This is a genomic window from Mycobacterium neglectum (assembly GCF_002591975.1).
In the GTDB taxonomy this organism is placed as follows: domain Bacteria; phylum Actinomycetota; class Actinomycetes; order Mycobacteriales; family Mycobacteriaceae; genus Mycobacterium; species Mycobacterium neglectum.
The window spans coordinates 1-6,763 of sequence record NZ_NVQE01000010.1 but is presented as its reverse complement, the minus strand read 5'-3'; the positions used below and the strand labels follow the sequence as shown (position 1 = coordinate 6,763).

Below are 6,763 nucleotides of genomic sequence, written 5' to 3'. Positions count from 1 at the left end.
CTTCGACTTCCCCCGCCAAACCGGCTAGCCGTCAAGAGTTCCGCCCTGCGCCAACCTTTCGCGCAGGCTCTTCGGCCTGATATCCGGCCAATGCTCCTCTACATACTCGAGGCACGCAGCACGGTCCGCTTCGCCGTAAACCACCTGCCACCCAGCAGGCACGTCGGCAAAGCTCGGCCAGAGGCTGTGTTGCTCCTCGTCGTTGACCAAGACGAGGAAGCTGCCGTTGTCGTCGTCGAACGGATTGATGCTCACGACTCTCCAGGGTAGTCATCGTGTACCGCAAACTGATGGTGAGCCTATCGCAAACCTTCCGCGGGCAGCAGGGTAAGGCCAAACATTCTCACGAGGTTCCCAAGGTTGGCCATGCCAGCAAACAATATGGAGCCAAGCTCACTAATTAACCACAGCGTCAATAATCGCTGCTGTTTATCCAGCTCACGGCCGAATCCTACGGGGACCGCCTAGTTGCCGAGATTGCCGGTTTATGAATATTCTGTGGGCTCGCTAAGCGGTTTGGCGACCGCCACCGTGAAATCCGCCAAAAAAGACCGCGATCGCAGCAAACGGGCAGGCAAAAGCCACCGGCGTAGCCCTGAACTCGCTAAACCGACGTGCCGGGCGACCTGGAATTTCATCACTGGTGTAGCTGCGAGACGGTACAGCAACCGGGAACCGTGGCAACAAGGGCGACGCCCATCGTTACCGGTGACGAGCATCGAGTCTACAGCACGGGAGAGGACCACTGTGGTGGCCGCGATTGTCCAAACACCACGCTTTGCGCGAGGGTGAGTGGTGGCGCGCAGCGCCCATCAGCAGGCGTTTGATCAGCAAAAGCCTGAGTGAATCGAGCAGGTCACCGAGGATGCTCCGCTTCGGAGGGCTCAACATTCGTCCTGCGCAGAAGGCGACGTTACTTTTCGTTGAGAAGGTCGAATTAGCTTTTTGCAGGACACTTCTCAAGGTCACGAATTAGTACCGGAATCTGCTGCCGCGACATCTGGCTGTCGCTGAGTTCCGCATTCGGAATCGTCCACGTTGAGTAAGCAAGCCGATCGCCGGTCAGTGTCCGAGTGTGCAGCGGTTGCGCTGCGTAGATGCCAGCGGTCGGCGATCGAAAGTTACTTCGGGCTATCTGTTCCCAGCGCGGCAGGGGCTTTGCATACCCAAATACCAGCGACTCGTTTCGAACACCAGAATGTTGCCAAGACGGTGCTTGATCAAATCGATACTGACTGGCTCGTTGCGACGAATAAGGTGCCATTCGCCGTTCTCTTTTGACGGAACCCGTGAACTCTGGATGAGCAAAGACCCAGCCGGCATAATCGCGATGAACACTGGGATGCGCACCACTGCGCCGCCGACTAGTTTCATTGTGCTACAACGTATTTCAGTGATCCTCTAAAGAAGCATCCCCGAAGAGTCGCCGTCCAGCGCGATATCTACACAGATCGCACTACTGAGCCAGCAGAAATTGCGAATACTTCAGCCACATGCCAGTAGCCGAGGCGGTGATGGTCTGCTCGAGTTTCTGGAAATCGTTTCGTGGACGTTGCGCTTGTCATGCCGCCGAGCGAAAATTCGTCGGAACACTGTCGAGTTTAGGTTGATACAAGCCTGGCTCTCCGCAGAGCTCATTTAGAAGTGTGTGCAGGACCGCGTATTCACTTGTGACCGCCAGCGGGAGTGGAGTGGTTGCAGAACATTGCGGCGCCAGGCTTCAGGGCATCCATCGATGGCTTTATGGCGCGTCGGAAGTGTGGTGGTCCAGAAAGGCAGGCATATTATTCTTGGGCTGTTTCTCGCCGGGCTACTGCATTTACCCCATTTGCTCGGCGCGCCAAGCGATGCGAAACCTTACTTCCCAAAAGGCTCTAGCCATTCAACATTCCCGAGAAATTCAGTATTAAGGGATTGGCCCTCACGGGCTCAACGTACCGGCTTGATGAGCAAGCCCTGGCCAGTGGGTAGAGCGCAAATCGGAACCCCTAATTCGCTCGCCAAGGCGTCCATGGCCAGGCGCTGCTCTTCGTGCCCTCTATAGGAGTAATCGTCCAGCAGCACGAAGGCACCGGGAGTAAGCCTCGGCCAGAAGAACCGTAGCGCGGCGACTTCAGGGGGAGCACAATTCATGTCGATATGCAGGAAGGCCACCGATGACGCTTCGACCTGCTCGAGCGTTTCCGGAACCGCGCCGACGATAATGCGCTGATTGCTCCACTGCGAGAAATTGGCTTTGACACCGTCGACTCCGCTGACGTACATACCGTTGCGCAGATTTAGCTCGCTTCTATCGAGAGCCCCAGCCTGGCGTTCGCCGGCAGTGATAAACCGGGGATCGATGCCAGCGAAGGTGTCGAGGAGATAAAACGTCTTGCCCAGCTGATCCCAATCCAGGAACTCCATTACGGCACTGCTCAAGAACCCATAGCTGACACCGCACTCGACAAAATCACCATCGAGCTGGCTGGCATTGGCCGCTGCCCACAAGCCGATGTGCACGCGCCACTCCCACTGATACCAGTCCTGGCCGCCTAGGGCGCGTGCGCCGCGCTCGTAGGCGCGCTGGAAGTCAGGGTCCTCGAGGAACGCGTGGCGGTGAAAACTGACGAACGCATCGTTGGCATAGACATCGGGTAGAAGGGTGCGCGCGAGCCAGTATTCCGTGCGCACCAACCTCAACCTGAGGCGGGCGCCGACTGACAGCCTGTTCGCCACGGCGGCAACCATAGCATCAGCGCGCAGGGCTTCCGCGGCACCGCAACCAAGGTCGCCAACTCTCGGTCTTTCGAGCGCCTTGGATGGCGAGTGGCGTGCGCCTCAGTGCTGGAGTTTGCGTGCAAGTCGGTCATGGTGAACGAATCCGAGCGCCGCGGCGCGAAGTCGGGGCGGCCATTGATTGAATCGCCGAGTCGCAGCGACTGTGTCCTCAACGATAGACGGCGGGCACCTAGAACCTCAGCCGGTCGCACTAGCTTGTCGCTCCGGTATTGGTCACTTCTTGTCGGTAGGTCTCGCGCGCAGGCTAGGGTGTCCGTTTGCCAGCTCCGCTGCGGATGCCGTCACTTGGCCCGTAAGACAAACCCTGCGCAATCACCACGGCCCTGCCCATTTAGGCGTTCCGCCCGCCTCTGCCAATTCCAGATTTTCTTCCACCCGAACATCCGTAGCACTTTCGGAAGAAATCGCGGATCGGTCAACGCAATATCATGCCGATAGGCCTCGCTTCCAATAAACTGAAGGAAAGTCGAATCGTCGAACGTCTTCTCCACTCGCAGCCCCACCGTTTCAGCTGCCAGCGCCATTCCCGACCGGGACGGGATAACGGTATGTCGAGGTGCGTCGGCGCTTATCCAGTCCGCCCCATAGATTTCCCACGCTTCGGATGAGGTCGTCGGTAGGCGAACTAAGCAAATACCCCCGTCAGCGAGCTTTTCATATGCCGCCTTAATAGTCGCGACGGGGTCGGGTACGTGCTCGAGCGAATGATTGAACATAATGAGGTCAAATTCGCCAGGCACATCACTCATATATCGCTTCATCAGCGGCACGCCTTCGGGCGTCTCGCCATCGCCGGCAAGTAGCGGATCTGCACCGAACAAGTTGTTGAATCCAACTCGTGCCAACCGATCAAGCAGCGCACCGCCACCACAGCCCACGTCGAGGATTCGCGCGTCGCGTTCAAGTGATAGTTGACCGAGCATTCTGACGACATCTCCGCTCGCATCGTGAGTCCCGATGACAGTGCGGATGCTGTGTGGTACCGCCGCTATGACGGCACCGACCAGGCGGCCGCCCATTTGCAGTTCAAACCGGTCTTGTTGTGTGGCCAGCCAACGGCGAATCCGCGGCCGGGTTGACACATTGTAGGAGTAGTAATCGATTGGATAATGCCGCTCGAGTTCTTCACTCTCGAGCAAATCCACGATCTGCAAAGTATCGCAGACCGCGCAGCAATAATATTGAAACAATTCTTGAGTCCCAAATTGCATCTCGCGAACGGCAATAGTTTGATGAGGACCAGTCGATCCACATAAACGGCATTCCTTGACAATCTCGTTCAATTGGCCCTCCTCAACAAAAGAATCGACGCGAGGAAACCTTATCACGTCTGAGCTCCCCACCCGTTGCCGCTGCAGCCACGAGCCGAGGCATCGAGCGCCCAATAGTTGACGAATAACTACCGGCAAGGTGCCCAATTTAGAAGGCTGGAGTCGGCAGACCGGTCACCAGCGGCGAGGCAATACGGGGCTCTCGGGTTGCTGGACCTGGAAGACGATGCGTCTTACCCCGGCCGGGCGGAACGAAAGGCACCAGTTTCGTCTCGTGACAAATGAAGCGTCTCGCGTTCTTGACGCGTGCCCGCCCCCTTCGGAGGGTGCAGTTTCGTGGGAGCAAGAACGGCGCCGCAGACTGGTCCTGCCGACAAAAAGGGATCAACGAGCGAGTCGGCGGCGGTCACCGCACCGATTCGGGTATTCCGGTCCGCGGCGTGAGCCCCAAAGTCGCATGGCCCTGGGATGGTTCAAGGCATACCGTCCTAGGTTCTCCAAACACGTTGCACTGCAATGGGAGTGGTGTATCCGTGTCCGTATACTGGGTCTCACTGCTCCTACGGGTCTCATCCGGCAGGTATAGTGAATTCTATGAATCTGGCGCGGTCCATCGAGAGCACCCTGGATTGGTTGTCGACCCCTAAGCGTTTTCCAGGTCGTCTTGAGATGAAGACCCAGCGAGGCAGGCGCCTTGAGGTAGAGGTCGTTTCCTTCACAACCCGTGTGCCGATCCGCGATGGTGCAGTTATACGCCTCCCAGTGTTTCTGAGAATTCTGCCGGTCGGATCCTCGCCAATCCAGGGGACACATGCGCGCTCAGAACGAGACAACCCCTAATAACCTGTCTGGCACCGATCAGCATGCATTACCGATCTCGCTGCGCCCCGTCCTGCCTCGACAAGATTTGCTGCGACGGCTAACCATGGGAACCATCTGGGATGTTTTGCCTGCCGCTGCCGCCTACTCTGGTTGCCGCAAGGTCGATACGGCGCACCGCCCACACCACCACCACGCCGAGACCGATCGCACGTATGCCACCTGCCCATATCCACTCGCGTACTGTCCTAAGCACGGCAGCAAAATGGCCGAACCCACAGCTCAATCCATGATGATTCCGAGTTGGGTCGACAACGTTCTACGTCCGTGAAAGGCATGCGCTTCTACGCGCAGCTACAAGTTTCAGCTAGGCGCGGGACGGTCATCTGAGGATAGCTAGACAAGGTAGTGTGCGGGCTATGTGGAGCTCCGTGGTGGTGGTGGGCCTGCTATGGGCGCTCAATCCGGGAGTCGTCGGTGTCATAGTTCTTTTGCTCTCGCGACCGCGGGGTGTGCAGAACCTATTCGCGTTTTGGTGTGGAAGCGTAATGGTGAGTATACCCTTTATGCTGATCCCACTATTGATGCTCTATTTCGCCCCATCGTCGATTTCTTTTGCTCACGATTTCTCCACACCTACTAGTCCCGTCGCCAGGAATACTCAAATCGGACTGGGTTTGTTCACGTTATCAGTTGCTATCGTGGTGATAGCTCGACACGTTGCGCGTCGGCGCCGCGCATCACTCGTTACCTCACCTCAGGTCGGTAACGCTACAGAAGCACCGGCGAAACGTGAATCTGCATTCCGCCGCCTTTGGAGCCGCGCCTACAAAGCGTGGGAGGATGGCTCCTTATGGATTTCGTTCTTATTCGGCATGACATTGTTTCCGGGTCCTCCTATCGTTCTTTTCGTGGTTACGACTATCACGGCCTCGGGAGCCGGTATCGGTCTGCAGATCACCGCCGCCATTGTCTTCGTCGCAGTGATGCTGGCCGTCGTCGAAATCATCCTCGTAAGTTATCTGGTGGCGCCGACCACTACCAAAGTGGTTCTGCGTCCGATTGCCGACTGGTCACGGGCATATCGTTTACAGTTCGCGATTACCCTCCTCGCAGTGATTGGATTTTGGCAGCTGGCAAGGGGTCTGGGTGTAATCTAGTGGCCGTCCGGCAACGCTAGGCGTGGTATGGCAAGTGGCCGATAAACATGTCTCTGTCGACAGACCACACGGCGTGGAACGCGCCTTTGCGCTTCGGCGTGGGGCGGCCTGGCCGAAGTTGTCGACGCGGTTGAAGTTTGCGTAGCCCTGTAATTTCGATGCTAACTGATTTCCGCGATCCTGCGGCACCAAGCATGAAAATCAAATCGCCAATAGGCGCGCCGAGCAAAGATCGCCAGAAGGGTTTGCGAAAGAATGCCCAGGCGAAGCGCCTTCTCCGATCCAATACATCGGAATCGCGAGAACCTAATACAATAGGCGCCTCCAACGACTAGCAACCATCTCGAAGTTCATGTCCATGATCTCGCGGCCCCAGGCTCAATATCGCCATTCCTTTCGAGAGCGAATCAGAAATTCCTAGAATGCTTGTAGTTCGCTGTGTGTTACAAGGTATTACTCAAAAACAAGTATAGATCCGGCCACAAACCGTTCTTTGCAGGGTTCCAACGCATGCAAACAGCTCTTATAGGTGTCTAAATCCATATGAAGGAGCACAATTGAGGCATCTGGCCGTTCTCTCAGCAACGGCTCTAGCGTGTCATAGGGGCTCTTCGATTTTGAGCGGGCAATCAGCATGATGTCTGGGTTGCGGCCCGCTGTTTGCGGGTGCAGTGGAAGCGTATCCGGCGGGCCGAGTTTTCTGTGTTTCTGAACCCGCACGCTGTGCGTTTG

General features: G+C 57.0%; 5 protein-coding genes and 1 pseudogene. 2 read left to right on the top strand and 4 right to left on the bottom strand.

Annotated elements, in window-relative coordinates:
- Positions 1-24 precede the first annotated feature (24 nt).
- The 3 genes from CSQ99_RS10330 to CSQ99_RS10320 all read right to left on the bottom strand — a co-directional run bounded on the left by CSQ99_RS10330 (position 25) and on the right by CSQ99_RS10320 (position 4,064).
- Positions 25-255, bottom strand: coding sequence for an MbtH family protein (locus tag CSQ99_RS10330; protein ID WP_099038962.1), 231 nt, complete (start codon positions 253-255; stop codon positions 25-27).
- A gap of 1,674 nt (positions 256-1,929) precedes the next feature.
- Positions 1,930-2,730, bottom strand: coding sequence for a class I SAM-dependent methyltransferase (locus CSQ99_RS10325; protein WP_425437808.1), 801 nt, complete (start codon positions 2,728-2,730; stop codon positions 1,930-1,932).
- A gap of 332 nt (positions 2,731-3,062) precedes the next feature.
- On the bottom strand, positions 3,063-4,064 hold the full coding sequence (locus CSQ99_RS10320; protein ID WP_425437807.1) for a class I SAM-dependent methyltransferase: 1,002 nt from the start codon (positions 4,062-4,064) through the stop codon (positions 3,063-3,065).
- Between the two features lie 582 nt (positions 4,065-4,646).
- Between CSQ99_RS10320 and CSQ99_RS31315 the strand changes: the two genes are divergently transcribed.
- Together CSQ99_RS31315 and CSQ99_RS10310 are read left to right on the top strand one after the other, a co-directional pair.
- Complete coding sequence (locus CSQ99_RS31315) at positions 4,647-4,892, top strand: hypothetical protein (RefSeq protein ID WP_099038960.1); 246 nt, start codon at positions 4,647-4,649, stop codon at positions 4,890-4,892.
- Between the two features lie 398 nt (positions 4,893-5,290).
- Complete coding sequence (locus tag CSQ99_RS10310; RefSeq protein ID WP_099038959.1) at positions 5,291-6,031, top strand: GAP family protein; 741 nt, start codon at positions 5,291-5,293, stop codon at positions 6,029-6,031.
- 453 nt (positions 6,032-6,484) lie between these two features.
- Here the strand turns inward: CSQ99_RS10310 and CSQ99_RS31760 are convergent.
- Positions 6,485-6,763: pseudogene (locus tag CSQ99_RS31760) on the bottom strand (hypothetical protein); the annotation flags it as partial.

What these genes read in the sequence shown, in the direction of transcription:
- CSQ99_RS10325 (WP_425437808.1), bottom strand. Translation starts at nt 2,730, where the DNA reads ATGGTTGCCGCCGTGGCGAACAGGCTGTCAGTCGGCGCCCGCCTCAGG.
- CSQ99_RS31315 (WP_099038960.1), top strand. Translation starts at nt 4,647, where the DNA reads ATGAATCTGGCGCGGTCCATCGAGAGCACCCTGGATTGGTTGTCGACC.
- CSQ99_RS10310 (WP_099038959.1), top strand. Translation starts at nt 5,291, where the DNA reads ATGTGGAGCTCCGTGGTGGTGGTGGGCCTGCTATGGGCGCTCAATCCG.